Raw genomic sequence first — 22942 nt, 5'->3', positions numbered from 1 at the left:
TGTTGTTTTTTATAATTTTTATATTTCCAGAAAATTCCTATGCATGGGGACCACTGACTCATGCGTATCTTTCAGGGCAAATATTTTCTTTTTCAGGATTAGTTCCTGCAGGAGTATTAACAATAATCAAACTTTATAAAGAATATTTTATGTACGGTAATATTATTCCAGATACTGTATTTGGCAAAAAATATTTACCAGAGGATAAAAATCCTCATTCATGGAAAACAGGGCTTTGTCTTCTTAATGAAGCAAAAACACCAGAGGAAAAATCCTTTGCCTACGGATATTTAACGCATTTAGCTGCTGATGCTGTGCTTCATAATGATATTAAAAATTTGACAACTCTTCAACATGCATTGTTTGAGCTCAAAGCAGACAGAGTTATTGATAGATATTACTGGATTCAAATTATGTCCATCAATAAAAAAGTTAAAAAGATAAGCGAAAAATTTTTTGAACAAGCTGTTGCACAATCATTTTTGTCTTTAAAAACAAGCACAAAAATTTACAAATCTTTAATATTTCTTTCAGCCTTTAATACTGGAGAGTTGAAAAATGTAGAATTATTTGAATCATTGCATTTTAAATCTTTATCTGCAATGATAGAATTATTAAATAATACAGAGCATTCAAAAATAATTAATCTTCCTCCAAACAATTAAATAAGACTGTTCAAAAACTTTTAAGTGTCAGCTCATTTTTTATTAGATATTTTCCAGTTGCTTTTTTAAAGGAAAATTAGTTAAATTATTTTTTACATATTTCAATTTTTAGGCTATTTATTTACTTGACAGAGTTTTTATTTTTTGATAAACTAAAAAGTCTTGTCTGCAAATGTTAAAACTTTGTTAAAGTAAATTTAAGTATATTATATGAGGTGAAAAGGTGCCGACAATTTCGCAATTAGTAAAAAAAGGCAGGGAAAAGGTTGAAAAGAAAACAAAATCACCTGCTTTGCAGTCATGTCCTCAAAAAAGAGGGGTGTGCGTAAGAGTATACACTACAACTCCTAAAAAGCCTAATTCAGCTTTAAGAAAGGTTGCAAAAGTTAGGCTTACAAATGGAGTTGAGGTAATAGCTTACATACCTGGAGAAGGACATAATTTACAGGAGCATTCAATAGTTCTTGTAAGAGGTGGAAGAGTGAAGGATTTACCAGGTGTTAGATATCATATTGTAAGGGGAACCTTAGATTGTGCAGGCGTTAATAATAGAAGACAGAGTCGTTCAAAATACGGCACTAAAAGACCAAAATAAGTAGGAGTATAAGATGCCAAGAAGAGGTTATGTACCAAAAAGAGAAGTTTTGCCTGATCCAAAATATCAGAGTAAACTTGTATCAAAATTAATAAATGTAATTATGGAAGATGGAAAGAAATCCATTAGTGAGAAAATATGTTATGGTGCATTTGAGATAATTAAAGAAAAAACAGGTCAGGACCCTTTAAAGGTCTTTAAGCAGGCAATTGAAAATATTAAGCCTGTTCTTGAAGTAAGGCCTCGCAGAGTCGGAGGTGCTACATATCAGGTTCCAATGGAGGTAAGACCTAATAGAAGATTAAGTCTTGCTTTGAGATGGCTTACAACATATGCCAGACAGCGAAAAGAAAAAACTATGAAAGAAAGGCTTGCTGGCGAAATATTAGATGCCTACAATAATGTAGGTTCTTCAATAAAAAAGAGAGAAGAAACCCACAAGATGGCAGAAGCCAATAGGGCATTTGCTCATTATAGGTGGTAATTTAGAGGAGTATATGGAAAGATTCCCACTTGAAAAAACGAGAAATATTGGTATTATGGCGCATATTGATGCCGGTAAAACAACAACTACTGAGCGAATTCTGTATTATACCGGCGTTACATATAAAATAGGAGAGGTCCATGAAGGCACAGCGGTAATGGACTGGATGCCTCAGGAACAGGAACGTGGTATAACAATAACTGCGGCATCTACAAGCTGTATGTGGAAGGAACATAAAATTAATATAATAGATACTCCAGGACATGTTGACTTTACAATTGAAGTTGAGAGATCTTTAAGGGTTCTTGATGGTGCTATTGCTGTATTTGATGCCTCAGCAGGAGTTGAGCCTCAGAGTGAAACTGTATGGAGACAGGCAGACAAATATAAAGTGCCAAGAATAGCCTTTATGAACAAGATGGATAAAATAGGAGCAGATTTTTTCATGTCTGTAGAAAGCATGATAGAAAAACTCGGTGCAAATCCTGTTGCTGTTCAGATTCCGATAGGTAAAGAAGATACATTCAGAGGTCCTATAGATTTAGTTGAAATGAAAGCTTATTATTTTGATGATGAAACTCTTGGAGCTAAATTTGTAGAAGATGAAATTCCTTCTGAATATATTGAAGAGGCAAAAAAATACAGAGACAAAATGATAGAGACGCTTTGTGATATAGATGACAGGATTATGGAAAAATATCTTTCTGGCGAACCTATTTCATCTGATGAAATAAGGGCTGCAATAAGAAAAGGTACAGTGGAAATGAAAATTACTCCTATTCTCTGTGGTTCTGCATTTAAAAACAAAGGGGTTCAGATGCTTCTTGATGCTATTGTTTATTATTTACCTTCTCCTCTTGATGTTCCTCCTGTAAGAGGAGTGAATCCTTTAGATGGGACTGAAGTGGAAAGGAAGCCTTCAGTAGATGAGCCATTGACAGCTTTAGCATTTAAAATTATGGCAGATCCATACATGGGTAGTCTTACCTATGTAAGAGTCTACTCTGGTGTTTTAACATCTGGTAGTTATATATATAATTCTACAAGAAATATAAAAGAAAGAGTCGCAAGAATTTTTAGAATGCATTCAAACCGTAGAGAAGAAATAAAAGAAATTTGCGCAGGAGATATTGCTGCGATTGTAGGTTTGAAAAATACTTTAACTGGAGATACTCTTTGCGATGAGAGTAATCCTGTTGTTCTTGAGGCTATAGAATTTCCTGAGCCTGTTATCTCTGTTGCTATAGAACCTAAAACAAAAGCTGATCAGGAAAAATTATCTCTTTCATTGCAAAAGATTTCTCAGGAAGACCCTTCTTTTAGGGTGAGTTTTAATGAAGAGACTGGACAGACAATTATTTCAGGAATGGGAGAACTGCATCTTGAGATAATTGTTGATAGGCTTACAAGAGAGTTTAAAGTTGGAGCAAATGTCGGCAAACCACAGGTTGCTTATAAAGAAACAATTAAACTGCCTGCCAAAGCAGAGGGTAAGTTTATCAGGCAGACAGGTGGACGTGGTCAGTATGGACATGTCTGGATTGAGATAGAGCCATTAGAGAGAGGCAAGGGTTTTGAATTTGTAAATAAAATTGTTGGCGGAACCATTCCAAGGGAGTTTATTCCAGCTGTTGAAAAAGGAATTGTTGAAGCAATGGAAGGAGGAGTTCTTGCTGGATATCCAGTGGTTGATGTTAGAGTAACACTTTTTGATGGTTCATATCATGAGGTTGATTCTTCAGAGCTTGCATTCAAAATTGCTGCTTCAATGGCATTTAAAGATGCTTGTAAAAAAGGTGAAATTGTTTTGCTGGAACCAATTATGGATGTGGAAGTTGTTGTTCCTGAAGATTATATGGGTGAGGTAATAGGAGACATAAATTCAAGGCGTGGAAAGATTCAATCTATGGAAAAAAGAGGAAAAGCCCAAGTTATTAGGGCAATGGTTCCATTAGCAGAAATGTTCGGATATGCGACTGATTTAAGATCAAAAACGCAGGGTAGAGGTACATACACAATGCAGTTTTCACATTATGACGAGGTCCCCAAGAATCTTACAGAGCAGATAATTGCTAAGATAAAAGGAAATAATAAATAAAAGTTTAAGGAGAATTTTAAGGAGGAAGATAATGGGAAAGGCAAAATTTGAGAGGAAGAAGCCGCATGTAAATGTAGGGACGATAGGGCATATTGATCATGGTAAGACCACACTTACAGCAGCGATAACGAAGTATTTGGAATTGAAGGGTATGGCGCAGTATAGGAGTTATGATCAGATAGACAATGCACCTGAGGAGAAGGCGAGGGGGATAACGATAAACACAGCGCATGTAGAGTATGAGACAGACAAGAGGCATTATGCGCATGTAGACTGTCCTGGTCATGCAGACTATATAAAGAACATGATAACAGGAGCAGCACAGATGGATGGTTCAATATTAGTAGTAGCAGCGAATGATGGACCTATGCCACAGACAAGAGAGCACATACTGCTTGCGAGGCAGGTAGGAGTACCATACATAGTAGTATTTATGAACAAGACAGACATGGTAGATGATCCAGAGTTATTGGACTTAGTAGAACTTGAAGTGAGAGAATTATTGAGCAAGTATGGATTTCCAGGTGATGAGATACCAATCATAAAGGGGTCAGCATTGAAGGCATTAGAAAGTAGCAGCAAAGACCCCAATGCAGAAGAGTATAAGCCGATACAGGAGCTATTGGATGCATTAGACAGCTACATACCAGAGCCTGAGAGGCCAATAGACAAGCCCTTTTTAATGCCTATAGAAGATGTATTCACAATATCAGGTAGAGGAACAGTAGTAACAGGGAGAGTAGAGAGAGGAATAATCAAAGTAGGAGATGAAGTAGAGATAGTGGGATTAAGGGAGACCCGTAAGACAGTAGCGACAGGAGTAGAGATGTTTCGTAAGATACTGGATGAAGGAAGGGCAGGAGACAACATAGGAGTGTTACTAAGGGGAATAGGCAAAGATGAAGTAGAGAGGGGGATGGTATTAGCGAAGCCTGGGAGCATAACCCCGCATACGAAGTTTAAGGCAGAAGTATACGTATTGACAAAGGAAGAGGGAGGAAGGCATACACCCTTTTTCAATGGATACAGGCCTCAGTTTTATTTTAGGACAACGGATGTGACAGGAGTGATAAAGTTACCAGATGGAGTAGAGATGGTAATGCCAGGTGATAATGTGAATTTAAGTGTAGAGTTGATAGCACCGATAGCGATGGAAGAGGGATTAAGATTTGCGATAAGAGAAGGTGGAAGAACAGTAGGTGCAGGTGTTGTTACAGAGGTGCTGGAGTAAAATGGACCAAAAGATTAGAATAAAATTAAGAGCTTATGACAACAGGGTTCTGGATCAGTCTGTTAAGGAGATAGTGGATACTGTCAAAAAAACAGGTGCGAGGATTTCAGGTCCTGTGCCTTTGCCAACAAAAATAAGTAAGTATACTGTTTTAAGGTCAACAAATCAGGATAAAAAATCAAGAGAACAATTTGAAATAAGAGTGCATAAAAGATTGATAGATATACATGATCCCACCCCCGAAACAGTGGAGGCTCTTATGAAGTTGGAGCTTTCTGCAGGGGTAGATGTGGAGATAAAGCTATGAAGGCAATTTTAGGTAAAAAAATAGGAATGACTCAAATATTTGATGAAGAAGGTAGAATTATTCCTGTGACAGTAATAGAAGCAGGCCCGTGCTGGATTGTGCAGGTAAGAAGTAAGGAAAAGAATGGTTACGAAGCAGTTCAGCTTGGTTTTCAGGAGATCAAGAAAGAAAAAAATGTACCCAAACCCTTGCTTGGAATTTTTAAAAAAGCAGGAATTCCTCCATGTAGGGTTTTAAAGGAATTTAAAATGACAGGATTTAATGTGGGTGATAAGGTTACTGTAGAGATATTTACAAAGGGTGATGTGGTAAGTATAGCTGGTATTTCAAAAGGAAAGGGATACCAAGGTGTCATGAAAAGGCATAATTTTGCAGGTGGTCCTGACACGCATGGCTCTATGTTTAACAGAGCACCTGGTTCTATTGGTGCAAGTTCTTTCCCGTCAAGAGTATGGAAGGGTAAGGGTATGGCTGGTCATATGGGAAATGAAAGGGTCACAGTGAAAAATTTAACAATTGTTGATGTTATTCCGGAACAGAATTTGCTTCTTGTGAAAGGCGCTGTTCCGGGTGGTGAAAATGGAATTCTACAAATATGGAAGGTAGAAGCATGATAGAGATTGAGATAAGAGATATTAATAACAACATAGTTGGTAAAAAAGAAGTTCCTGATATTGTTTTCAATAATTCCGCTTCTGAATCTGTGGTTCATACAGCAGTGGTTGCCTATATGGCAAATCAGAGGCAGGGGACACATTGTACAAAGACAAGGTCTGAAGTTTCAGGCGGAGGTAAAAAGCCATGGAGGCAGAAGCATACAGGAAGAGCAAGACATGGAAGCATTAGATCACCTTTGTGGAGAAAAGGCGGAATAGTATTCGGACCTAAGCCAAGAGATTACTATATTCAACTTCCTAAGCAGATGAAGGATACGGCATTATTTAAGGCGCTTACAATGAAATATAGAGATAATGAGATTTTGTTGCTTGATAATTTATCTCTCAATAGGATAAAAACAAAGGATATGGTAGAAATTTTAAAGAATTTACAGCTTGAAGAAAGCTCTGTCCTGATAGCTCTTCCAGAGAAGGATGAAAAAGTGCTTCTTTCAGCAAGAAATATTCCATATATAGGTGTTGTAAGAGCAGAAGATCTGAATGCTTATCATGTAGCAATGTTTGATAAGGTAGTATTTACAGTTGCAGGACTTGATAAGTTGCTCAGTATTAAGGGGGTTTCTTGATGGATATTTACAGCATAATAAAAAAACCTGTTTTTACAGAAAAAGCTTTGAATCTCAAAGAAAGTCAAAATAAGGTTGTTATAGAGGTTCATCCTGATGTAAACAAGGTTCAGGTTAAGAAAGCTTTTGAGGAGATATTTAAAGTTAAGGTTGACAGTGTGAGCATTATTAATGTGAAGCCGAAAATAAAAAGAGTTGGACTTCATTTCACGAAGACAAAAAAAACAAAAAAAGCAATAGTTACCCTGAAAGCAGGGGAGAAATTAGATTTGATAGAGGGTGTATAAATGGGTATAAGAAGATGTAAACCAACATCAGCAGGCAGAAGATTTGTAACGTATCATGATTTTAGTGAAATAACAAAAGATGAGCCCTATAAGCCATTAACTACATGTATCAAAAAGAGAAAAGGTAGAAATAATCAGGGTAGAATAACCTCTTGGTTAAAAGGCGGAGGGAATAGGAAGCTTTACAGAATTATAGACTTTAAAAGAAATAAACATGGCATTCCAGCAAAAATAGAAAGCATACAGTACGATCCCAACAGATCAGCCAGAATAGCTCTTTTGAAGTATATGGATGGAGAATATAGATATATTCTTGCGCCAGATGGATTAAAGGTGGGGGATACAATAATGAGCGGTTCTGGTATAGACATAAAGGTTGGAAATGCTTTGCCTCTTAAGGAAATACCTCTGGGAACGATGATACACAATATAGAACTTTTCCCAAATGGAGGAGGTAAGCTTGTAAGAAGTGCTGGGACAGCAGCTCAGCTAATGGCTAAAGAGGGTAAATATGCTCACGTAAAACTGCCCTCAGGAGAGGTAAGATTGATAAATGTGAATTGTTTTGCCACTATAGGACAGGTAAGCAATCTTGAACACGAGAATGTAATAATAGGAAAAGCTGGAAGAACAAGACATATGGGCAGGCGTCCTTCAGTTAGAGGAGTTGCAATGAATCCAATTGATCATCCTTTAGGAGGCGGTGAAGGTAAATCTTCAGGAGGAAGAGCTGCATGTACACCATGGGGTAAACCTGAAGGAGTGAAAACAAGAAAAAATAAGAGAACTGATAAGTTTATAATAAAGAGGCGGAAGTAAAGGGGGTTAAAGGTGCCAAGATCGCTTAAAAAAGGTCCGTTTGTGGATGTTAAACTTATGGAAAAAGTAAAAAAAGCTCTGGAGTCAGGAGATAAAAAGCCTATAAAGACTTGGTCAAGAAGGTCAACAATTATTCCAGAATTTATTGGACTTACGTTTGCAGTTCATAATGGAAGAAAGTTTATTCCTGTATATGTGACTGAAAATATGATTGGACATAAACTCGGAGAATTTGCACCTACAAGAACTTTTAAAGGTCATGCAGGCTCCGAAGAAAAGAAAAAGGCTAAGGGGAAATAGAAAATGGAAGCAAGGGCTATATTAAGATATGCTCGTATAACTCCAACTAAGGCAAGAAGAGTTATGAATTTAATTCGCGGGAAAAAAGCAGGTGAGGCTTTATTGACTTTGAAGTACATGCCTCATAAAGGCGCTCGTATAATTGAAAAAGTTTTAAGATCTGCTTTAGCAAATGCTGAGCAAAAAAATCCAAGATTGGATATTGATAATTTAAAAATAGTCAAAGCCTGTGTTGATCAGGGTCCGATGATGAAAAGAATTGAGCATAGAGCTATGGGAAGAGCGAATATTATTAAAAAGAAAACTTCACATATTACAATATATGTTGGTATTGAAGAAAATTAAAGCGGGGGTGTTGAGTTGGGTCAAAAAACAAATCCGATAGGCAACAGATTAGGAATAATCAGGACATGGGAAAGTAGATGGTTTGCTAAAAAAGGATATGCGGATCAGTTAATAGAGGACCTTAAACTTAGAAAAATGTTGAAAGACAAACTTTATCATGCTGGAATATCCAAGATTGAGATAGAAAGAGTTGGAGAAAAAGTTAGAGTTTTAATATTTGCAGCCAGACCAGGAATAATTATTGGTAAAAAGGGCGCGGAAGTTGAAAGATTGAAAAAAGAAGTAGAAGAAAAAACAGGTAAACAGGCAAATATTGAAATAAAGGAAGTAAGAAGACCTGAGCTTGATGCTCAATTAGTTGCTGAGAATGTAGCACTTCAGATAGAAAAAAGAGTTGCTTATCGTAGAGCAATGAAAAGGGCTGTGGCGTCTTCAATGAGATTTGGAGCTAAAGGTATTAAAGTATCATGTGCTGGAAGATTGGCAGGAGCAGAAATAGCAAGAACTGAATGGTACAGGGAAGGAAGAGTGCCTTTAAGCACGTTTAGAGCAGATATTGATTACGGCTTTGCAGAGGCAAAGACTACATATGGAATAATTGGTGTCAAGGTCTGGATATTTAAGGGTGAAGTTCAGCCAGGGCAATATATAAATTATAACTATTAATTTGCGGAGAGGAATAAATTATGTTAGCTCCTAAAAAAGTTAAATTTCGTAAAATGCAAAAAGGCAGAATGAACGGTATTGCTTACAGAGGTAGTACTGTATCATTTGGGGAATATGGACTTAAGGTTCTTGAGCCTGCATGGATTACAGCAAGACAGATTGAGGCAGCAAGAGTAGCGATAATGAGACATGCTAAAAAAGGTTGTAAGCTCTGGATAAGGATTTTCCCTGATAAACCTATTACTCGTAAGCCTGCTGAAACCAGAATGGGTAAAGGAAAAGGAAATCCTGAGTTTTGGGTTGCTGTTGTTAAACCTGGTAGAATTCTTTTTGAACTGTCAGGAGTTTCAGAAGAAATTGCAAAAGAAGCATTTGAGCTTGCATCTCATAAGCTTCCAGTGAAAACAAAATTTGTAAAGAGGCAGGAGAGTTTTGTATGAAGGCTACAGAATTAAGAAATTTTTCAATAGAAGAACTAAGGAAAAAAGAGAAAGAATTACGCAGAGAATTGTTCAATTTAAGATTTCAACTTGCTAAAGGTGAGCTACAGAATGTAAAAAGAATGAAAGCGGTTAAGAAAGATATTGCAAGAATATTAACTATAATTACAGAAAAAACTATGATGTCTTCTAAGGGCGAAGCCCACAAGAATTAAAAGAAAGAGGTATAAGGAGTTAAGGATATGCCGAAAAAGATATTAAAGGGCACAGTTGTAAGTGATAAAATGGACAAAACAGTGGTTGTTTCAGTTGAGAGAGTTTTTCAGCATCCTCTTTACAAAAAGACTATTAAAACAAGAAAGAAGTACAAAGCACATGATGAAGAAAATATTTGTCAGCTTGGTGACATGGTAGAAATAATTGAAAGCAGTCCAATAAGTAAAACCAAAAGATGGAAGGTTTTAAGAATTGTTAAGGAGGGTGATACTCAATGATTCAGCCAAGAAGCATTCTTGAGGTTGCTGATAATTCAGGCGCAAAAAGAGTGCAGTGCATAAGAGTACTTGGGGGTTCTAACAGAAAATATGCAAGTTTAGGAGATGTTATCATAGTAAGCGTCAAAGAGGCTTTACCTGACAGCAACATAAAAAAAGGTTCTGTAGCTAAGGCTGTTATTGTTAGATTACGCAGAAGTGTTAGAAGAAATGATGGTTCTTATATAAGATTTGATCAGAATGCAGTCGTGCTGGTTAATAATCAACTTGAACCAATTGGTACAAGAATATTTGGTCCTGTTGCAAGGGAACTGAGGTGGAAAGAGTTTACAAAAATAGTTTCACTTGCACCAGAAGTTATTTAGGTGGAGGAATAAAGTGAGTTTAAGGATTAAAAAAGGTGATACAGTTATGGTTTTATCAGGCAAAGACAAGGATAAAAAGGGAAGAGTTCTTGTGATTATGCCTAAAAAAGAAAAACTTGTTGTAGAGGGGGTTAATATTGTAAAAAAACATCAGAAACCCTCTCGTAAATATCCACAAGGTGGAATTATTGAAAAAGAATTTCCGATTTATATCTCAAAGGTAATGCTTGTGTGTCCTAAGTGTGATAAACCTACGAGAATAGGTGCGAGAATTTTAGAGGATGGCAGAAAAGTCAGGGTTTGCAAGAAGTGTAAGGAGGTTATTGACTGATGACTGCGAAAGTTGATAGTAAATACGTGCCTCGTCTTAAAAATAAATATGATAGGGAGATAATCCCCGCATTAATGAAGAAGTTTAATTATAAGAATATAATGGAAGTTCCGAGACTTGAAAAAATAGTTGTGCATGTTACCTTAGGAGAGGCTATCCAGAATATAAAACTTCTTGATGCTGCAGAGAAGCAATTAGCTTTAATAACCGGGCAGAAACCTCTGGTTACAAAGGCTAAAAGAGCTCTGGCAGCTTTTAAATTAAAAAAAGGTATGCCTTTGGGTTGTAAGGTTACTTTAAGGAAGGAAAGAATGTATGAATTTTTAGATAAATTAATTTCTCTTGCTTTACCAAGAATAAGAGATTTTAGAGGAATTTCTCCAAAATCTTTTGATGGAAGGGGAAATTATTCTTTTGGAATAAAAGAACAGTTTATATTTCCTGAAATAGATTATGATAAAGTTGAAATGATACACGGGCTTGATATAACTATCTGTACAACAGCGAAAACAGATGAAGAGGCTTTAGCTTTATTAAAAGAATTTGGAATGCCATACAGAAAATAAGGAGGGGTTGTGGCAAGAAAAAGTAAAATAGAAAGAGCAAAGTATCCAGCAAAATTTAAAGTCCGGGTAAGAAATCGTTGTAAAATGTGTGGACGTTCAAGAGGATACTTGAGAGATTTTGGTCTTTGTAGAATTTGTTTTAGATTTTTAGCCAACTCAGGGAAAATCCCTGGAGTTGTAAAAGCAAGCTGGTAAAGGGGTGACAGAATGATAACTGATCCAATTTCAGATATGCTAACTCGAATCAGAAATGCAATAAAAGTAAAAGCAGATAAGGTTGACATTCCTGCTTCAAGAATGAAGATTGAGATTTCCAAAATACTTAAAGAAGAGGGTTTTATTAAGTCTTATAAGATTATTAAAGATAAAAAGCAAGGTATTATAAGAATAAATCTTAAGTATACATCAGAAGGAGATTCTGTAATTTCAAACTTGCAAAGGATTAGTAAACCCGGTAGAAGAGTATATGTTAGTAAAGATGAAATTCCGCATGTAATGGGAGGACTTGGAGTAGCTATATTAACCACATCTCAGGGTGTCATGACTGACAAAGAATGCCGACATAAGGGAGTCGGTGGAGAAGTAATATGTTATATATGGTAAGAGGTGATAGGATGTCAAGAATAGGAAGAAAGCCAATTCAAATACCAGACAATGTAAACGTAACAGTAGAAAACAGACAGATAATTGTGAAAGGACCAAAGGGTCAGTTAAGTTATAGTCTGCCTGAAGGAATAGGAATAACAATTGATAATAAAACAATGCTAATTACAAGAGAGTCTGACCTTTCTAAACAAAGAGCTTTACATGGACTTGCAAGAAGTCTAATATCAAATATGGTTACAGGTGTGTCTCAGGGATTTACAAAAGCTCTTCAAATTTACGGAGTTGGCTACAGAGCTCAGGTAAGCGGAAATAAAATCATACTTAACATTGGATACTCACATCCTGTGGAGTTTGTTCTTCCAGAAGGCATTAAAGCTACTGTTGATGAAAAGCAGACAACTATTACACTGCATGGCATAGATAAACAACTTGTTGGACAGATAGCTGCTAATTTAAGAGCTATTAGACCTCCAGATGCATATAAAGGTAAAGGAATTAGATATACTGATGAAGTTTTAAAATTAAAACCTGGAAAGACCGGAAAGAAATAAGGAGGTTAAACTTTGCGAGACAAAACAGAGTTAAGAGACAGAAGACGTCAAAGAATTAGAAAAAAGGTTTTTGGAACTTCTGAAAGACCAAGGCTTTGTATATTCAGGAGTCTTAATCATATATATGCCCAGATTATTGATGACACAAAGGGACACACACTTGTAGCTGCTTCTACTCTTGATAAAGAGTTAAAGGATTTAAAAGGACATAAAGGTAATAAAGAATTTGCTAAAAAAGTTGGAGAATTGATTGCAGAAAGGGCAATTAAACTTGGTATAACAAAAGTTGTTTTTGATAGAGCAGGATATAAATATCATGGATGTGTTAAGGCTCTTGCAGATGCTGCAAGAGAAAGGGGACTACAATTTTAGGGAGGAGTAATGAAGCAGGAAAGAATAAATGCTAATGAATTGAGTTTAAAAGATAAAGTAGTCTATATAAATAGAGTTGCCAAGGTTGTAAAGGGTGGCAGAAGATTTTCTTTCAGTGCTTTGGTTGTTGTAGGAAATGAAGCTGGTATTGTTGGCGTAGGCAAGGGAAAAGCAGCAGAAGTGCCTGATGCAATAAGAAAGGCAATAGATAAAGCTAAAAAAAATCTTATAGTTTTTCCTTTAAAAGATACTACAATTCCTCATCGTGTAGAGTATAAATACGGAGCTACAAAGATAGTAATAAACCCTGCACCAAAAGGAACAGGAATAATAGCTGGTGGTCCAGCAAGAGCGGTTTTTGAAGTTGCAGGAGTTCAGGATATTGTTGCAAAAGTTCTTGGAAGTCATAATCCTTTCAATTCAGTAAAAGCAACAATAGGAGCATTGAATAGATTAAAAGAGCCTTCTTCTGTTGCTAAACTCAGAACAAAGCCTTCGGAGATAGAATCATCTGAAGAAAATCAGACAGTAAGTGAGGAGGAAAAGGTTTTATGAAAATAAATGATTTAAAACCAGCTCCAGGAAGTAAGAAGAAAGCAAAGAGAATCGGAAGAGGATTAGGTTCTGGGCATGGCAGATATGCAACAAAAGGGCTCAAGGGGCAGAAATCTCGTTCAGGAGGTGCTAAAGGAGCAGGATTTGAAGGTGGACAAATGCCTCTGCAGAGAAGAGTTCCAAAACGTGGTTTTTCAAATGCACCTTTTAAAAAAGAATACGCAATAGTGAATCTTGAAGACCTAAATAAAATTATTGATGAAGTTGATATTATTACTCCCGAAACTCTTTTACAAAAAGGTATTGTAAAAGACCTAAAAGATGGATTAAAAATTCTTGGCAATGGAGAAATAAAAAAATCTATCACAGTCAAAACCAATGCCATAAGTAAATCCGCACTGCAAAAAATTCAGTCTGTAGGTGGTAAGGTAGAGGTTATATAGTGGGACTTGTAACAGCCTTCAGAAATATTCTTAAAATACCTGAGTTGAGGGCAAGGGTTTTATTCACTCTTGCAATGCTTGCTGTATTTAGAATTGGAGCACATATACCCACGCCAGGTATAGACGGTGAAGCATTGAGCAAGTTTTTGCTTGAGCGTGGTGGTGCTGTTATGGGCTTTTTTGATATTTTTACAGGTGGAGCACTTTCCAAGGTTACTATCTTTGCTCTTGGTGTAATGCCTTATATAAGTGCATCTATTATTTTTCAGCTTTTAACTGTTGTTATTCCTTCTTTGCAAAAACTTGCAAAAGAAGGAGAAGAAGGTAGAAAAAAAATTACGAGATATACCAGGTATGCAACCATAGTCATAGCAGCAATTCAGGGATTTGGAATAGCTGTTGGGCTTGAAAGTATGGGAGGAGGCCAGTTTATTCAAGAGCCAGGCTGGTCATTTAGAATAATAACAATGATAACTCTTACAGCTGGAACAGCTTTTCTAATGTGGCTTGGAGAGCAGATAACTGAAAAAGGAATTGGTAATGGTATCTCTTTAATAATATTTGCAGGAATTGTTGCAAGATTTCCGAATGCTATTTTTTATACATATAATCTTGTTAGAACAGGTGAGTTATCAATATTCTTTGTGTTAATTTTAATTGTTGTCATGGTTGGTGTAGTGGCAGGTATTATATTCATTGAGAGAGGTCAGAGAAGAATTCCTATTCAATATGCAAAAAGAGTTGTTGGGAAAAAAATGTATGGCGGATACACAACATATCTTCCTTTGAAAATTAATTCAGCAGGGGTTATTCCACCAATTTTTGCTTCTTCAGTATTGATGTTTCCTGCGACAGTTGCTGGATTTATAGCTGTTCCATGGGTTCAAGCACTGGCTAAACAGATGTCTCCTGGGAGTTTTCTTCACGTTATACTCTACGTTGGTTTAATAATCTTTTTTACATATTTTTACACTGCTGTTATTTACAATCCTGTGGAAATAGCTGAAAATCTTCAGAAAAATGGAGGATATATTACAGGAATAAGACCAGGGCAGAAAACATCTGAGTATATTTACAGAGTTCTTTCCCGTCTTACATTTATTGGAGCTCTTTATCTAAGTGCGGTGTGCGTTTTGCCGGAAATTCTTATTGCTAAATTTAAAGTTCCTTTTTATTTTGGTGGCACATCCCTCCTTATTGCTGTAGGCGTAGCTCTTGATACAGTTTCTCAGATTGAAACCCACATGATAAGCAGGTCTTATGAAGGATTCTTCAAAAAGTTCAGAATAAAGGGCAGGAAGGACTAATTAAGTAGTGATTATATTAAAGAGTCCTGAAGAATTAAAAAAAATGAGAAAATCCTGCCAGATAGTGGCAAAGGTTCTTAAAGAGCTTAAAACATACATAAAAGAAGGATTGACAACAAAACAGATAGAGCAATTTGTTGAGAATCTGATAATAAAAATGGGAGGAATTCCGGCATTCAAAGGTTATAGAGGTTATCCTGCAAGTGTTTGTATATCTATCAATGAGCAAGTTGTTCATGGAATACCATCAGAAAAAGTTTTTATTAAAGAAGGAGATTTAGTAAGTGTTGATGTTGGTGTTCTTTGTGAACATTTTTATGGAGATGCTGCATATACATACCCTATTGGCAAAATTAGTAAGGAAGCTGAAAAATTACTCAAAATTACAGAAGAAGCCTTATATAAAGGGATTGCTGAGGCAATGGAAGGCAAAAGAATTGGTGATATCTCTCATGCTATACAGATGCACGTTGAAAACAACGGATTTTCAGTTGTGCGAGCATTTGTGGGGCACGGAATAGGAAGGTCACTTCATGAAGAACCTCAAATTCCTAATTTTGGAACAAAAGGAATCGGTCCAATGTTAAAAAAAGGTATGACACTGGCAATTGAACCTATGGTTAACACAGGAAAACACGATGTAAAAATTCTTTCTGATGGATGGACAGCGGTTACTAAGGATGGTTCCCTTTCTGCTCATTTTGAGCATACTATTGCAATTACTGAAGGTGAACCTGAAATCTTGACTAAATTATGAAATTATAGATATATTAACAAGTTATATGCCGAAAGAAGAACATATAGAGATGCAGGGTACTATTGAGGAAGCTTTACCTAATGCTATGTTTAGAGTAAAGTTGGAAAATGGTCATGTTATCCTTGCTTATGTTTCTGGGAAAATGAGAATGCATTTTATAAAAATTTTACCGGGCGATAAAGTTCTGGTTGAAATATCTCCCTATGACCTTACTAAGGGTAGAATAATTTACAGATTTAAATAGGAGGTGTTCATTGAAAGTAAGAGCCTCAGTAAAGAAGATTTGTGCAAAGTGTAAGATAATTAAAAGAAAAGGAGTTATTAGAGTTATTTGTGAAAATCCAAAGCATAAACAAAGACAAGGCTAAGAAAGGAGTATAATATGGCAAGAATAGCAGGTGTTGATATACCTAAAAATGAAAGAGTTGAGATAGGGCTAACAAGAATTTTTGGCATAGGCAGAAGTCTATCAAATAAAATATTGAAAGAAACAGGCGTAGAACCAAATAAAAGAGTAAAAGACCTTACAGATGACGAAATAGTAAAAATAAGAAGCGAGATAGAAAAAAATTACAAAGTTGAAGGTGAACTAAGAAAAGAAATATCCATGAATATAAAAAGATTAATGGATATAGGTTGTTATAGAGGGTTGAGACATATGGCTAATTTGCCTGTAAGAGGACAGAGAACAAGGACAAATTCAAGAACTCGTAAGGGTCCGAGAAGAAAGATTATGAAGAAAAAATAAAAATTTGGAAGGAGGTTATATAGATTAATGGCACAGAAAAGAAAAGGCATAAAAAAGGTTAAAAAAAATATTCCTTATGGAGTGGCTCATGTTCAGACAAGTTTTAATAATACAATAATAACTATAACAGACCCAAATGGTAATGTTGTAGCATGGGCATCTTCAGGAAGTTGTGGTTTTAAGGGTTCAAGGAAAGGAACTCCTTATGCAGCTCAGATAGCAGCAGAGGCTGTTGCAAAGAGAGTTATAGACATGGGAATGAAGCAAATAGATGTTTTGGTTAAAGGACCGGGAGCAGGAAGAGAAACAGCAATAAGGGCTCTGCAGGCAGCAGGTCTTGAAATTAATTTAATTAAAGATGTAACACCTGTGCCTCACAATGGGTGCAGACCTCCGAAGAGAAGGAGGGTTTAAATGGCAAGATATACGGGTTCACTTTGTAGATTATGTAGAAGAGAGAGCATGAAAATGTTCCTCAAAGGCACAAGATGCTATACAGAGAAATGTGCTTTTGAAAGAAGAAAATATCCTCCGGGACAACATGGACATAACAGGGGTAAATTATCTGATTACGGACTACAGCTAAGAGAAAAACAAAAAGTTAAAAGAATTTATGGTGTTATGGAAAGACAGTTTAAGAATTATTTTGAAAAGGCTACAAAAATGAAGGGCGTAACAGGTGAAAATTTGCTTAAGTTACTTGAAAGAAGACTTGATAATGTTATTTATAGAATGGGATTTGCTATGAATAGAAGGCAAGCAAGACAATTAGTAAGACATGGATATTTCACGGTTAATGGTAAAAAAGTGGATATTCCATCTTATTTAGTAAGGCCTGGAGATATAATTGAGATTGTTCAATCAGGCAAAGAATTAGAGATAATTAAAGAAAGCCTTGCTTTAGCTGAACAGAGAGGTTTCCCAGTATGGTTAGAGGTCAATGCTGAAGAAATGAAAGGAAAATTTGTTAGACTTCCAGAGAGAGAAGAGATGCAGCTTCCGGTTCAGGAGCAGTTGATTGTAGAGTTTTATTCAAAATAATTTATAAAGTGATAAAATTGGGAGGCAGTAAATGAATTTATATAAAGAATTTCAGATGCCAAAAAAAGTTGAATTTGACCAAGAAAGTTTAACAGATACATATGGAAAACTTGTAATAGAACCTCTTGAAAGAGGATACGGAATAACGCTTGGCAATTCATTAAGAAGGGTATTGCTTTCTTCTCTTGATGGAGTAGCAGTTTATGCAATAAGAATAAACGATGCTTTACATGAGTTTAGCTCAATAAAAGGAGTAAAGGAAGACATTTTAGATATTATCTTAAATGTTAAAAAATTAAGATTTAAATACTATGCGCAGGACTCTGATAAAAAAATAGCTACAATTAAAATAAAAGGACCAGCTGATGTTACAGCAGAATCTATTCAGACAGATGGAACTTACGAGGTTTTGAATAAATCACAGTATATTTGTTCCCTGGATCAGGATGCTCAAATGGAAATGGTGCTTTACATAAGAAAAGGAAGAGGATATGTTCCTTCAGAGGCAATTAAGGATGATGAGTTACCCGTGGATGCAATTACTGTTGATGCTATATTCAGCCCAGTTAAAAAGGTGAATTTCAGAGTTGAAAAGACAAGAGTTGGAGAACTTACTGACTATGATAGATTAATTTTAGAGATATGGACAGATGGTAGCATAACCCCTGAAAGAGCAATCAGCGATGCTTCCAGTATATTGATCAAACATTTTGAATATCTAATATTTTTCAAAGAAGCCGAACTTCAGAATAAAGAAATTCATGAAACTGTTCCTAACCCTGAAGAAGATTTAAATTTTGATTTGTTGAACGAAAATATTTTAAAACCTATTGAAGACCTTGAATTATCTGTTAGGGCATATAATTGTTTGAAAAGTGCTGGAATAAACACAATTGCGGAACTTGTTCAGAGAACTGAAGGAGAACTTATGAAAACAAAGAATTTTGGCAGACGTTCATTAGAGGAAATAAAGGAAGTGCTTACAAATATGGGCTTAAAGTTAGGAATGAGAATAAATCCTGAATTGCTTGAAAAATTTAAGGAAAAAGCTCACAGGGGGTAATGAATGAGACATAGAGTTTCTGGAAGACACTTTGGAAGAACAGCTAACCAGAGGAAAGCACTTTTAAGAGGGCTTTTAGCTTCTCTTATTAAATATGAAAGAATTGAAACAACTGTTGCAAAGGCAAAAGCAGTTAAAGAGCTTGCTGACAGACTTGTTACTTTCGGTAAGAAAGGGGATCTTCATTCAAGAAGAATTGCGCTTTCTTATCTACCTGATAGAGAACTTGTAAAAAAACTTTTTAATGAGATTGCTCCTCGTTTTAGCGATAGAAACGGAGGATATGTAAGGGTTATTAAAACTGGATTCAGGATAAAAGACAGTGCTCCTAAAGCAATTCTTGAGTTTGTTGACTACGCAAAGCCTGAAAAAGAAAGCGATAAAGAAGAGAAAAAAGCAAATTAGTTTGACAGAAATCTTTTAAATTTGATAATTTTAATTAGTTCCTGGGTAGCTCAGCCGGCAGAGCGGGTGGCTGTTAACCACTTGGTCGGGGGTTCGAATCCCTCCCCAGGAGTTTAAATTTTTTATGACAATGGTTCCTTCGGATGCTTCGCATCCTCAGGATGATAAAAGAGGGAGGAATAGATGCCAAGAGCAAAGGGTGGATTTAAAACAAGAAGGTATCATAAAAAAATTCTTTCAATGGCAAAGGGCTACTACAGTGGAAGACGTCGCTGTTATAAAGTTGCAGCTAAAGCAGTAGAAAAGGCACTTGAACATTCTTATAGAGATAGAAGACTTAAGAAAAGAGATCTTAGGTCACTCTGGATAACAAGAATAAATGCAGCTGTAAGAATGTTTGGACTCACATATAATCAGTTTATTGATGGATTGAAAAAAGCGAATATCTCTCTTAACAGAAAGGCTCTTGCTGATATCGCATACAATGATATAAATGTGTTCGGAGAGTTGGTTGAAAAGGTAAAACCTTTTGTAAAAGCAGCATAAATGCAAGACCCTTTAAAACAGTCTTTTCTCAAAGATATAAATGATATCAGTTCTATTCAGGAACTTGTTAATCTGAAAGCTAAATACATTGGTAAAAAGGGAATCATAACAGAGAAAATTAAAAATTTAGGGAGACTAACACCTGAAGAAAGAAGGTCGCAAGGGAAAATTCTTAATGAACTAAAAGGTTTCATTGAAGAAACTATTAAAAATAAAGAAGAAGAACTAAAACAGAAAGAAATCTCAGAGATTTTAAAAAAAGAGTTTATTGATATAACCTTACCTGGAAAAGATTTCTATTTTGGTGGTAGTCATCCCGTAAATAAGACTCTTCTGGAAATTATAGACATTTTTAGAGAACTCGGCTTTACAGTTGAAGAAGGACCTGAAGTAGAGCTTGATTACTATAATTTTGAAGCATTAAACATACCTAAGGACCATCCTGCAAGAGATATGCAGGACACTTTTTATGTGAGTGAAGACGTTGTTTTAAGAACACATACTTCACCTGTTCAAGTAAGAGTTATGGAAAATAAAAAGCCTCCTTTAAGATTTATTTCTCCTGGTAAGGTTTATCGCTGCGATTCAGATGTTTCTCATACGCCAATGTTTCATCAGGTTGAAGGATTGATGGTTGATGAAGATGTTTCATTTTCACATTTAAAAGGTGTGCTTGTCTATTTTTTGAGGAGACTTTTTGGAGATATTCCTGTAAGATTTAGACCAAGTTTTTTTCCTTTTACAGAACCATCAACTGAGATAGATATAGGATGTATTATTTGTGGCGGGAATGGATGTAGAGTCTGTAAAGGCACAGGATGGCTTGAAGTTCTTGGCGCTGGGATGGTTCATCCAAATGTTTTCAAATTTGCTGGGTATCCAGAGGGTAGGTACACAGGATTTGCTTTTGGAATGGGAGTTGAAAGACTTACGATGCTTAAATATGGGATAGATGATATCAGACTATTCTTTGAAAATGATATAAGATTTTTGAGGCAATTCTGATGAAAGTTCCTTTCAGTTGGTTAACGGAATATATTGAAGGTGAGATAGAACTAAAAAGAACTTCTGATGCTCTTACAATGGCAGGGCTTGAAGTAGGAGCGATTGAAGAGTTTGATAGTGATACAGTTCTTGACCTTGAAATAACTCCCAATAGAGCAGATTGCCTAAGTATTATTGGCATAGCAAGAGAAATTAAAGCAATATTTGGACTAAAACTTAAAAAACCTTCCTTTAAAATTAAGAAAGAATTAAAAGATAATAAGTTTACCATTTCTATTGCAAATCCTGAGCTTTGCTATCGCTACGCAGGAAGAATTGTAAGAGATGTAAAAATTTCTCCATCTCCTCAATGGCTTAAAAAAAGACTTGAGGCATCAGGTATTCGTTCAATAAACAATGTAGTTGATATAACTAACTATGTTTTGCTTGAATATGGGCATCCTCTTCATGCTTTTGATCTTGACCGTCTTGAAGGATATCAGATCAGAGTAGGAACTCCAGAAGCTTTTAGGAAAAGCATAGAAGAGATTGTAACGCTTGACGGAGTAAAAAGAAAAATAAACCATGATGACCTTTTAATATGGGATGGAGTAAAACCTGTTGCAGTTGCTGGAATTATGGGAGGAGCGAATACAGAGGTTACTGATAAGACTACAAATATTTTAATTGAGAGTGCTTATTTTAAACCAGAGCGAATAAGAAAAACATCCAAAAGACTTGGAATATCAACAGAAGCTTCTTACAGGTTTGAAAGGGGAACAGACATAGAAACTCTTAAGGAAGCTCTTGACAGAGCAGCATTTCTTATTCAGGAGCTTACAGGTGGGACTGTCTATGAGGCTATAGATGTGTATCCTGTGAAAATTCCAGAGAAGAAAATTTTATTCAGCATGGAAAAGATATGTAAGTTTATCGGAGTTACTTTGAAGGATAAAGAAGTTTTGAGAATTCTTGAACTTCTTGAAATAAATGTTACAAAGAAAGATGAAAAATTTTATATTGCAAGTATACCCACACACAGACAAGACCTGGCAATAGAAGAAGATATTGCAGAAGAAGTTGCAAGAATTTATGGCTATGATACAATTCCTGCTCAGATGCCTTCAGCATTTAAATATGTTACTGAAAATCATGAACTTACCAAAAAAAGAAAATTTTTAAATCTTATAAGAGACTATTTAATTTCACTGGGTTATAGTGAAGCTGTTAATTTCAGCTTTATGTCTCCAGATGATCTTAATGTATTCGGTATATCAGAAAATGATATAAGAAGGCATTATATTTCTCTTGTTAACCCTTTAAGGCAGGAAGAATCAATAATGAGAACAATGCTATTGCCAAGTCTGCTAAAAAATACTGAAAAAAATACTGCACGTGGTATAGAAAATTTAAGACTTTTTGAAATAGGGAAAGTATTTATAGCCCAAGAAGGAGCTTCTCTTCCACAGGAAATTGTTCATCTTGGCATAATTACAAAAAAGGAAGAAATTAAATCTTCATTTAAGGATGACCCATATGATTTTTATGCGTTAAAAGGATTGATAGAGGGAGTTTTCAGACATTTTAAAATAAACAATATCCGTTATATAAGGTCTAATGAAGTATTCCTGCATCCTGGGCAGTCAGCAGATATTTTAATCAAAGGAGAAAAAATAGGTTTTATTGGAGTTATATCACCAGAAGTTCTCTCAAAGCTTGATTTTAAAACAAAACCATTTATATGCATGGCAGAAATTGATCTTAATAGATTGTTTAGTTTTGCTGAGGCAGAAATAAAATATAAACCATTTTCAACATATCCTGCTGTTAAGAGAGACACAGCCCTGATACTGCCTATTGATTTTGAATCTCAGAGAATATTTGATATTATAAAGTCCTTTGATAACGAACTTATTGAGAATGTTTTTATTTTTGATGTCTATCAAGGTAAAGGAATTCCTGAGGGCAAAAAAAGTATTGCATTCAGAATAACCTATAGAGCATCTGACAGAACATTAACAGCAGAGGAAGTTGAAAATATTCACAATAATTTGATTGGAAAAATTATAGCTGAAACTGGAGCTGCCCTCAGAATCTAATTTTTTAGTTTATAACCTGCTTCTTCAAGAGCTTTTGCAATTTTGTCAAGGTTTGTTTTAGTTTCATCAAAGATAATGTTAGCTTCTCCAATTTTTACATCTGCTTCTGTAACTCCAGCTTCTTCAAGTGCATGGGAAACCCTCTTAATACAATGAGCACAACTCATTCCTTCAATAAAAATTTTCATTTCTTTCATTTTTTTCTCCTGCTAACCATTTTTTTAATTTT

General features: G+C 35.6%; 38 protein-coding genes and 1 tRNA gene. 38 read left to right on the top strand and 1 reads right to left on the bottom strand.

Translation table 11 applies throughout. The features are described from left to right. The first annotated feature begins 2 nt into the window (after positions 1 to 2). The 38 genes from THEYE_RS07175 to pheT all read left to right on the top strand — a co-directional run bounded on the left by THEYE_RS07175 (position 3) and on the right by pheT (position 22713). Positions 3 to 665, top strand: coding sequence for a zinc dependent phospholipase C family protein (locus tag THEYE_RS07175; protein ID WP_164924856.1), 663 nt, complete (start codon positions 3 to 5; stop codon positions 663 to 665). A gap of 223 nt (positions 666 to 888) precedes the next feature. After that, positions 889 to 1260, top strand: coding sequence for a 30S ribosomal protein S12 (rpsL, locus tag THEYE_RS07170; RefSeq protein WP_012545079.1), 372 nt, complete (start codon positions 889 to 891; stop codon positions 1258 to 1260). A 13-nt stretch (positions 1261 to 1273) separates the two neighbouring features. Further along, a complete protein-coding gene (gene rpsG / locus THEYE_RS07165; protein WP_012545233.1) occupies positions 1274 to 1744 on the top strand; it encodes a 30S ribosomal protein S7 in 471 nt (156 codons plus the stop codon). A 13-nt stretch (positions 1745 to 1757) separates the two neighbouring features. After that, positions 1758 to 3842 (top strand): elongation factor G, encoded by a 2085-nt coding sequence (gene fusA, locus THEYE_RS07160; RefSeq protein ID WP_012545225.1) that lies wholly within the window; start codon positions 1758 to 1760, stop codon positions 3840 to 3842. A gap of 31 nt (positions 3843 to 3873) precedes the next feature. Further along, complete coding sequence (gene tuf, locus THEYE_RS07155; protein WP_012545401.1) at positions 3874 to 5073, top strand: elongation factor Tu; 1200 nt, start codon at positions 3874 to 3876, stop codon at positions 5071 to 5073. A 1-nt stretch (position 5074) separates the two neighbouring features. Beyond that, entirely contained in the window at positions 5075 to 5380 is a 306-nt protein-coding gene (rpsJ, locus tag THEYE_RS07150; RefSeq protein ID WP_012545341.1) for a 30S ribosomal protein S10, read from the top strand. Further along, positions 5377 to 5994: a 50S ribosomal protein L3 gene (gene rplC / locus THEYE_RS07145; RefSeq protein WP_012545966.1), complete on the top strand. Its 618-nt coding sequence runs from the start codon at positions 5377 to 5379 to the stop codon at positions 5992 to 5994. Before rpsJ ends, rplC begins: the two co-directional genes overlap by 4 nt. After that, entirely contained in the window at positions 5991 to 6623 is a 633-nt protein-coding gene (gene rplD, locus THEYE_RS07140; protein ID WP_012546805.1) for a 50S ribosomal protein L4, read from the top strand. Before rplC ends, rplD begins: the two co-directional genes overlap by 4 nt. Then, entirely contained in the window at positions 6623 to 6910 is a 288-nt protein-coding gene (gene rplW / locus THEYE_RS07135; protein WP_012546250.1) for a 50S ribosomal protein L23, read from the top strand. Before rplD ends, rplW begins: the two co-directional genes overlap by 1 nt. Further along, on the top strand, positions 6911 to 7729 hold the full coding sequence (gene rplB, locus THEYE_RS07130; RefSeq protein WP_012546860.1) for a 50S ribosomal protein L2: 819 nt from the start codon (positions 6911 to 6913) through the stop codon (positions 7727 to 7729). A 12-nt stretch (positions 7730 to 7741) separates the two neighbouring features. After that, positions 7742 to 8029, top strand: coding sequence for a 30S ribosomal protein S19 (rpsS, locus tag THEYE_RS07125; protein ID WP_012545511.1), 288 nt, complete (start codon positions 7742 to 7744; stop codon positions 8027 to 8029). Between the two features lie 3 nt (positions 8030 to 8032). Next, complete coding sequence (rplV, locus tag THEYE_RS07120; protein ID WP_012546606.1) at positions 8033 to 8374, top strand: 50S ribosomal protein L22; 342 nt, start codon at positions 8033 to 8035, stop codon at positions 8372 to 8374. A 15-nt stretch (positions 8375 to 8389) separates the two neighbouring features. After that, on the top strand, positions 8390 to 9040 hold the full coding sequence (gene rpsC / locus THEYE_RS07115; RefSeq protein WP_012545204.1) for a 30S ribosomal protein S3: 651 nt from the start codon (positions 8390 to 8392) through the stop codon (positions 9038 to 9040). Positions 9041 to 9060: 20 nt separating this feature from the next. Next, entirely contained in the window at positions 9061 to 9480 is a 420-nt protein-coding gene (gene rplP / locus THEYE_RS07110) for a 50S ribosomal protein L16 (RefSeq protein ID WP_012545254.1), read from the top strand. Continuing rightward, a complete protein-coding gene (rpmC, locus tag THEYE_RS07105) occupies positions 9477 to 9695 on the top strand; it encodes a 50S ribosomal protein L29 (RefSeq protein ID WP_012544971.1) in 219 nt (72 codons plus the stop codon). The genes rplP and rpmC overlap by 4 nt, the downstream gene beginning before the upstream one ends. Positions 9696 to 9722: 27 nt before the next feature. After that, entirely contained in the window at positions 9723 to 9974 is a 252-nt protein-coding gene (gene rpsQ, locus THEYE_RS07100; RefSeq protein WP_012546149.1) for a 30S ribosomal protein S17, read from the top strand. After that, positions 9971 to 10339 (top strand): 50S ribosomal protein L14, encoded by a 369-nt coding sequence (gene rplN / locus THEYE_RS07095; RefSeq protein ID WP_012545550.1) that lies wholly within the window; start codon positions 9971 to 9973, stop codon positions 10337 to 10339. The genes rpsQ and rplN overlap by 4 nt, the downstream gene beginning before the upstream one ends. 13 nt (positions 10340 to 10352) lie before the next feature. Next, positions 10353 to 10670 carry a 50S ribosomal protein L24 gene (gene rplX, locus THEYE_RS07090; RefSeq protein WP_012546700.1) on the top strand — a complete coding sequence of 106 codons (318 nt, stop codon included), beginning with the start codon at positions 10353 to 10355 and terminating at the stop codon, positions 10668 to 10670. Beyond that, on the top strand, positions 10670 to 11236 hold the full coding sequence (rplE, locus tag THEYE_RS07085) for a 50S ribosomal protein L5 (RefSeq protein WP_012546533.1): 567 nt from the start codon (positions 10670 to 10672) through the stop codon (positions 11234 to 11236). Before rplX ends, rplE begins: the two co-directional genes overlap by 1 nt. A 9-nt stretch (positions 11237 to 11245) precedes the next feature. Then, a complete protein-coding gene (locus tag THEYE_RS07080; protein WP_012545654.1) occupies positions 11246 to 11431 on the top strand; it encodes a type Z 30S ribosomal protein S14 in 186 nt (61 codons plus the stop codon). 12 nt (positions 11432 to 11443) lie between these two features. Next, the gene (gene rpsH / locus THEYE_RS07075) at positions 11444 to 11839 is read left to right on the top strand and encodes a 30S ribosomal protein S8 (protein ID WP_012545222.1); all 396 of its coding nucleotides are present in this window, start codon (positions 11444 to 11446) and stop codon (positions 11837 to 11839) included. 11 nt (positions 11840 to 11850) lie between these two features. Continuing rightward, the gene (gene rplF, locus THEYE_RS07070; protein WP_012546082.1) at positions 11851 to 12393 is read left to right on the top strand and encodes a 50S ribosomal protein L6; all 543 of its coding nucleotides are present in this window, start codon (positions 11851 to 11853) and stop codon (positions 12391 to 12393) included. 12 nt (positions 12394 to 12405) lie between these two features. Further along, positions 12406 to 12765 (top strand): 50S ribosomal protein L18, encoded by a 360-nt coding sequence (gene rplR, locus THEYE_RS07065; RefSeq protein WP_012545340.1) that lies wholly within the window; start codon positions 12406 to 12408, stop codon positions 12763 to 12765. Between the two features lie 9 nt (positions 12766 to 12774). Next, positions 12775 to 13320, top strand: coding sequence for a 30S ribosomal protein S5 (gene rpsE, locus THEYE_RS07060; protein WP_012545629.1), 546 nt, complete (start codon positions 12775 to 12777; stop codon positions 13318 to 13320). Next, positions 13317 to 13763 (top strand): 50S ribosomal protein L15, encoded by a 447-nt coding sequence (rplO, locus tag THEYE_RS07055; RefSeq protein ID WP_012546521.1) that lies wholly within the window; start codon positions 13317 to 13319, stop codon positions 13761 to 13763. Before rpsE ends, rplO begins: the two co-directional genes overlap by 4 nt. Further along, entirely contained in the window at positions 13763 to 15070 is a 1308-nt protein-coding gene (gene secY / locus THEYE_RS07050) for a preprotein translocase subunit SecY (RefSeq protein WP_012545307.1), read from the top strand. The genes rplO and secY overlap by 1 nt, the downstream gene beginning before the upstream one ends. A 7-nt stretch (positions 15071 to 15077) precedes the next feature. Then, the gene (gene map / locus THEYE_RS07045) at positions 15078 to 15827 is read left to right on the top strand and encodes a type I methionyl aminopeptidase (protein ID WP_012545375.1); all 750 of its coding nucleotides are present in this window, start codon (positions 15078 to 15080) and stop codon (positions 15825 to 15827) included. Between the two features lie 25 nt (positions 15828 to 15852). Next, positions 15853 to 16071: a translation initiation factor IF-1 gene (gene infA / locus THEYE_RS07040; RefSeq protein ID WP_012546095.1), complete on the top strand. Its 219-nt coding sequence runs from the start codon at positions 15853 to 15855 to the stop codon at positions 16069 to 16071. A gap of 10 nt (positions 16072 to 16081) precedes the next feature. Then, on the top strand, positions 16082 to 16195 hold the full coding sequence (gene rpmJ / locus THEYE_RS07035; RefSeq protein ID WP_028842799.1) for a 50S ribosomal protein L36: 114 nt from the start codon (positions 16082 to 16084) through the stop codon (positions 16193 to 16195). A 14-nt stretch (positions 16196 to 16209) separates the two neighbouring features. Continuing rightward, complete coding sequence (rpsM, locus tag THEYE_RS07030; protein ID WP_012544955.1) at positions 16210 to 16575, top strand: 30S ribosomal protein S13; 366 nt, start codon at positions 16210 to 16212, stop codon at positions 16573 to 16575. Positions 16576 to 16602: 27 nt separating this feature from the next. Continuing rightward, the gene (gene rpsK / locus THEYE_RS07025; RefSeq protein WP_012545788.1) at positions 16603 to 16989 is read left to right on the top strand and encodes a 30S ribosomal protein S11; all 387 of its coding nucleotides are present in this window, start codon (positions 16603 to 16605) and stop codon (positions 16987 to 16989) included. Next, positions 16990 to 17616, top strand: coding sequence for a 30S ribosomal protein S4 (gene rpsD, locus THEYE_RS07020; RefSeq protein WP_012545818.1), 627 nt, complete (start codon positions 16990 to 16992; stop codon positions 17614 to 17616). A 31-nt stretch (positions 17617 to 17647) separates the two neighbouring features. Next, positions 17648 to 18679, top strand: a complete 1032-nt coding sequence (locus THEYE_RS07015; RefSeq protein WP_012546042.1) for a DNA-directed RNA polymerase subunit alpha — start codon at positions 17648 to 17650, stop codon at positions 18677 to 18679. A gap of 3 nt (positions 18680 to 18682) precedes the next feature. Next, positions 18683 to 19084 carry a 50S ribosomal protein L17 gene (gene rplQ / locus THEYE_RS07010; protein WP_012545032.1) on the top strand — a complete coding sequence of 134 codons (402 nt, stop codon included), beginning with the start codon at positions 18683 to 18685 and terminating at the stop codon, positions 19082 to 19084. 39 nt (positions 19085 to 19123) lie between these two features. Next, positions 19124 to 19196: transfer RNA gene (locus THEYE_RS07005), tRNA-Asn, on the top strand. 71 nt (positions 19197 to 19267) lie between these two features. Beyond that, positions 19268 to 19630 (top strand): 50S ribosomal protein L20, encoded by a 363-nt coding sequence (rplT, locus tag THEYE_RS07000; RefSeq protein ID WP_012545766.1) that lies wholly within the window; start codon positions 19268 to 19270, stop codon positions 19628 to 19630. Beyond that, positions 19631 to 20635: a phenylalanine--tRNA ligase subunit alpha gene (gene pheS, locus THEYE_RS06995; protein ID WP_012546774.1), complete on the top strand. Its 1005-nt coding sequence runs from the start codon at positions 19631 to 19633 to the stop codon at positions 20633 to 20635. It begins immediately after the preceding gene. Continuing rightward, entirely contained in the window at positions 20635 to 22713 is a 2079-nt protein-coding gene (gene pheT, locus THEYE_RS06990) for a phenylalanine--tRNA ligase subunit beta (protein WP_012545282.1), read from the top strand. Before pheS ends, pheT begins: the two co-directional genes overlap by 1 nt. On the opposite strand, the gene THEYE_RS06985 is transcribed toward pheT, so the two are convergent. Next, positions 22710 to 22910: a heavy-metal-associated domain-containing protein gene (locus tag THEYE_RS06985; protein ID WP_012545426.1), complete on the bottom strand. Its 201-nt coding sequence runs from the start codon at positions 22908 to 22910 to the stop codon at positions 22710 to 22712. The two genes, pheT and THEYE_RS06985, sit on opposite strands and share 4 nt — an antisense overlap. Positions 22911 to 22942: the final 32 nt, after the last annotated feature.

It is taken from the genome of Thermodesulfovibrio yellowstonii DSM 11347 (assembly GCF_000020985.1).
GTDB classification, from domain to species: Bacteria; Nitrospirota; Thermodesulfovibrionia; order Thermodesulfovibrionales; family Thermodesulfovibrionaceae; genus Thermodesulfovibrio; species Thermodesulfovibrio yellowstonii.
The sequence above is the reverse complement of the archived record's forward strand: the minus strand, read 5'-3'. Positions and strand labels throughout refer to the sequence as shown.

Coding starts and splice junctions, on each gene's coding strand:
- rpsG (WP_012545233.1), top strand. CDS start 1,274: ATGCCAAGAAGAGGTTATGTACCAAAAAGAGAAGTTTTGCCTGATCCA.
- fusA (WP_012545225.1), top strand. CDS start 1,758: ATGGAAAGATTCCCACTTGAAAAAACGAGAAATATTGGTATTATGGCG.
- tuf (WP_012545401.1), top strand. CDS start 3,874: ATGGGAAAGGCAAAATTTGAGAGGAAGAAGCCGCATGTAAATGTAGGG.
- rpsJ (WP_012545341.1), top strand. CDS start 5,075: ATGGACCAAAAGATTAGAATAAAATTAAGAGCTTATGACAACAGGGTT.
- rplC (WP_012545966.1), top strand. CDS start 5,377: ATGAAGGCAATTTTAGGTAAAAAAATAGGAATGACTCAAATATTTGAT.
- rplD (WP_012546805.1), top strand. CDS start 5,991: ATGATAGAGATTGAGATAAGAGATATTAATAACAACATAGTTGGTAAA.
- rplW (WP_012546250.1), top strand. CDS start 6,623: ATGGATATTTACAGCATAATAAAAAAACCTGTTTTTACAGAAAAAGCT.
- rplB (WP_012546860.1), top strand. CDS start 6,911: ATGGGTATAAGAAGATGTAAACCAACATCAGCAGGCAGAAGATTTGTA.
- rplV (WP_012546606.1), top strand. CDS start 8,033: ATGGAAGCAAGGGCTATATTAAGATATGCTCGTATAACTCCAACTAAG.
- rplP (WP_012545254.1), top strand. CDS start 9,061: ATGTTAGCTCCTAAAAAAGTTAAATTTCGTAAAATGCAAAAAGGCAGA.
- rpmC (WP_012544971.1), top strand. CDS start 9,477: ATGAAGGCTACAGAATTAAGAAATTTTTCAATAGAAGAACTAAGGAAA.
- rpsQ (WP_012546149.1), top strand. CDS start 9,723: ATGCCGAAAAAGATATTAAAGGGCACAGTTGTAAGTGATAAAATGGAC.
- rplN (WP_012545550.1), top strand. CDS start 9,971: ATGATTCAGCCAAGAAGCATTCTTGAGGTTGCTGATAATTCAGGCGCA.
- rplE (WP_012546533.1), top strand. CDS start 10,670: ATGACTGCGAAAGTTGATAGTAAATACGTGCCTCGTCTTAAAAATAAA.
- rpsH (WP_012545222.1), top strand. CDS start 11,444: ATGATAACTGATCCAATTTCAGATATGCTAACTCGAATCAGAAATGCA.
- rplF (WP_012546082.1), top strand. CDS start 11,851: ATGTCAAGAATAGGAAGAAAGCCAATTCAAATACCAGACAATGTAAAC.
- rpsE (WP_012545629.1), top strand. CDS start 12,775: ATGAAGCAGGAAAGAATAAATGCTAATGAATTGAGTTTAAAAGATAAA.
- rplO (WP_012546521.1), top strand. CDS start 13,317: ATGAAAATAAATGATTTAAAACCAGCTCCAGGAAGTAAGAAGAAAGCA.
- infA (WP_012546095.1), top strand. CDS start 15,853: ATGCCGAAAGAAGAACATATAGAGATGCAGGGTACTATTGAGGAAGCT.
- rpsM (WP_012544955.1), top strand. CDS start 16,210: ATGGCAAGAATAGCAGGTGTTGATATACCTAAAAATGAAAGAGTTGAG.
- rpsK (WP_012545788.1), top strand. CDS start 16,603: ATGGCACAGAAAAGAAAAGGCATAAAAAAGGTTAAAAAAAATATTCCT.
- rpsD (WP_012545818.1), top strand. CDS start 16,990: ATGGCAAGATATACGGGTTCACTTTGTAGATTATGTAGAAGAGAGAGC.
- THEYE_RS07015 (WP_012546042.1), top strand. CDS start 17,648: ATGAATTTATATAAAGAATTTCAGATGCCAAAAAAAGTTGAATTTGAC.
- rplQ (WP_012545032.1), top strand. CDS start 18,683: ATGAGACATAGAGTTTCTGGAAGACACTTTGGAAGAACAGCTAACCAG.
- rplT (WP_012545766.1), top strand. CDS start 19,268: ATGCCAAGAGCAAAGGGTGGATTTAAAACAAGAAGGTATCATAAAAAA.
- pheS (WP_012546774.1), top strand. CDS start 19,631: ATGCAAGACCCTTTAAAACAGTCTTTTCTCAAAGATATAAATGATATC.
- pheT (WP_012545282.1), top strand. CDS start 20,635: ATGAAAGTTCCTTTCAGTTGGTTAACGGAATATATTGAAGGTGAGATA.
- THEYE_RS06985 (WP_012545426.1), bottom strand. CDS start 22,910: ATGAAAGAAATGAAAATTTTTATTGAAGGAATGAGTTGTGCTCATTGT.